This window comes from Agarivorans sp., from assembly GCF_050295395.1.
In the GTDB taxonomy this organism is placed as follows: Bacteria; Pseudomonadota; Gammaproteobacteria; order Enterobacterales; family Celerinatantimonadaceae; genus Agarivorans.
Genome location: NZ_JBNKPP010000223.1, coordinates 1 through 2,662 on the forward strand (window position 1 = coordinate 1; position 2,662 = coordinate 2,662).

A 2,662-nucleotide genomic window follows, 5' to 3' on the forward strand; every position below is an offset into this window, starting at 1 on the left:
CGTGGCGCTAAATTCAGACCGCTACTGCGCGGTGGTCACCAAGAGCGCGGACGACGCGCGGGTACCGAAAATTGCAGTGGTATTGTGGGATTGGGTAAGGCGGCAGAGCTAGCCACCATTGCCATGGAACAAGATAGCGCACGCATTAAGATGATGCGTGACCGTTTAGAAATGGGCCTATTGGCTCGTATTCCCAACTGTTTTGTTACTGGCGATCCTAAACATCGTGTGCCAAATACCAGCAATATTGCCTTTGAGTTTGTCGAAGGTGAATCAATTCTATTGATGTTGGACCAACATGGCATTGCTGTTTCATCGGGTTCGGCCTGTACTTCGGGTTCTTTAGAGCCATCGCATGTCATGCGCGCCATGGAGATTCCTTATACGGCGGCGCACGGGGCTATTCGTTTCTCTTTGTCGCGTTTTACCACCGAAGAGATGGTGGATCAGGTATTGGCAGTACTACCTGGCATTGTTGAGAAATTGCGTATGTTGTCGCCTTATTGGGATGCGGCGAATAATCAACCGGCTGAACAAAGTTTCAGCCCGGTGTATGCCTAAAGCGGCAGTGAGAGGAGCGGCGTATGTTAATTATTAACGACACCACCTTACGTGACGGCGAACAAACTGCCGGGGTGGCCTTTAGCGCCGAGGAAAAACTCGCCATTGCTGGCTGCTTAGAGCAGGCGGGAGTGGCCGAGCTTGAAGTAGGTGTGCCAGCCATGGGGCCGATGGAGCGTGAGGTAATCAGCGCCATATGTAGTTCACTGCGCAGCACTAAAACCATGGGCTGGAGTCGCTTACATCGCGACGACATTAATCAGGCCGCGTGGTTAGGCTTAGATTATTTAGACATCTCGGCTCCTGCCTCCACCCAGCAGCGCCAGTCCAAACTGTCGCTAACTCAAGCACAGTTGTTAAAGCAGTTGGAACGCGGCATTAAGCAGGCTCAAGATTTAGGTCTGCAAGTGTGTGTAGGCATGGAAGATGCCTCCCGTGCCCACTTAGACGAACTATTCGCGATTGCCGATTTAGCTCAGCAGTGTGGCGCAGTGCGTTTACGTTTTGCCGACACCCTCGGGGTATTAGATCCCTTTGCTACAGAAATCAGCATTAAAGCCTTAAAGCAGCATTGTGATTTGCAAATCGAGATGCACGCGCACGACGACTTAGGTATGGCCACGGCCAATACCTTAGCGGCGATACGAGCAGGAGCTGACTCGGTGAATACCACGGTGATGGGCTTAGGGGAGCGTGCCGGTAACGCCGCCTTAGAAGAAGTATTAATGGCCCTAAATGTGACTAAGTTGGCTGGCCAGCGAGCTATTCCCGAAGTAAAGCTGCGTTTACTACCCAGTATTTGTGCCTTGGTAGAGAAAGCCTCAGGGCGAAGTGTGGCGGTGAGCAAAAGCATTATTGGCCAACAGGTGTTTACCCATGAGTCGGGCATACACGTAGATGGCCTGCTTAAAGATCCACATAACTATCAGGCTTTTTCTCCGGCCTTGTTGGGTCGCGAGCACAGCGTGGTATTGGGTAAACACTCAGGCCATGCCGCCATTGCATCGGTATATAAAGATCTGGGTATTTACCTAGATAAACAGCAGTGTAGCGATTTAAGGGGCGTATTGTGTGGTTGGGCCGAAGTGAATAAACGTAGTCCCACATCTCAAGAGTTATTGGGTTTTTATCAACAATGCTGCAGCCCTGTAATGTCGGGTTTGGCCAGCTAACAAGGCAAAAGCCAAGGAGCAATTGAATGTCGGAGCCAAGTTTACAAATGGATACAGATTTACTACAGGATGTAGCCGAGCTGAGCAGTGCCGAAGGCTTTCTCGACTATTTTGGTGTGCCTTATCAGCCAAGTCTGGTTCAGGTGAAACGGGTGTTATACCTACGTTTACTAAGCCAAGTGTTTGAGAAGCAGCCTTGCGAGACTTTTAGTGAGTATAAAGCCGCAGTGGCCAAGGCTTATTGTTTATTAGAGAAGGGCGTAGTGTTGGCTCATGCTGCGCCGCAGTGTCAATCTTGTAGTGGCTGTTAACAGTAGAGGTAGAGCAGATGAACACAGCAAAATTTGGATATGGATGTAAAGTTAGGGTAGTAGAAAACATTCGTAACGACGGCAGTTTCCCTGGTTGTAAAAAGGGCGCTTTATTGGTTCGTCGTGGCGCAACCGGTTATGTACGTCAGTCCGGGGTTCACCTACAAAACCAGATCATCTATCAAGTACAATTTTTAAATCGTGGGCTCACCATTGGCTGTAAAGAAACAGAGCTAATGGATGCCGAATTGGTATGGCAGCCTAACCAGTTTGAATACGGCGATAAAGCCGCCTTAACCTTAAGCCTATCGCAAGAGGGTGAGATTGTGGCGAACAAAGGCAGCGTAGTGAGTGTATTAGCGGTGCGTCGTGACGCTCGCTCTATGCCTAGCTACCGTATTCAATATGGTGAGTTGGATGTGGAAGTGCCAGAGCGTGCCTTAACTCGAGTAGAGGAGGCCGCTTATGTGGGATGAAACCCAAGCTTATATTAGTATGAAAACCAGTTTGGCTTTGTTCCAGCAAGTGCCAAAAGAGCTTAGCGATAGTCAGCAGCAAGAGTTGGCCCGAGTGGTGAGCAAAACTCAAGCAATACAACAGCGGGTATTAAGTTCAGAT

At 49.5% G+C, this 2,662-nt stretch carries 4 protein-coding genes; all 4 read left to right on the forward strand.

The features are described 5' to 3' along the window. On the forward strand, window positions 1-561 hold a 561-nt coding region (locus ACQY6Q_RS12550), incomplete at its 5' end, for an aminotransferase class V-fold PLP-dependent enzyme (protein WP_427981880.1). A 23-nt stretch (window positions 562-584) separates the two neighbouring features. Next, window positions 585-1,733 (forward strand): homocitrate synthase, encoded by a 1,149-nt coding sequence (gene nifV, locus ACQY6Q_RS12555; RefSeq protein WP_427981882.1) that lies wholly within the window; start codon window positions 585-587, stop codon window positions 1,731-1,733. 26 nt (window positions 1,734-1,759) lie between these two features. Further along, window positions 1,760-2,044 carry a nitrogenase-stabilizing/protective protein NifW gene (locus ACQY6Q_RS12560; protein WP_055731599.1) on the forward strand — a complete coding sequence of 95 codons (285 nt, stop codon included), beginning with the start codon at window positions 1,760-1,762 and terminating at the stop codon, window positions 2,042-2,044. A 17-nt stretch (window positions 2,045-2,061) separates the two neighbouring features. Next, entirely contained in the window at window positions 2,062-2,520 is a 459-nt protein-coding gene (locus ACQY6Q_RS12565) for a nitrogen fixation protein NifZ (protein WP_055731600.1), read from the forward strand. Window positions 2,521-2,662 lie beyond the last annotated feature (142 nt).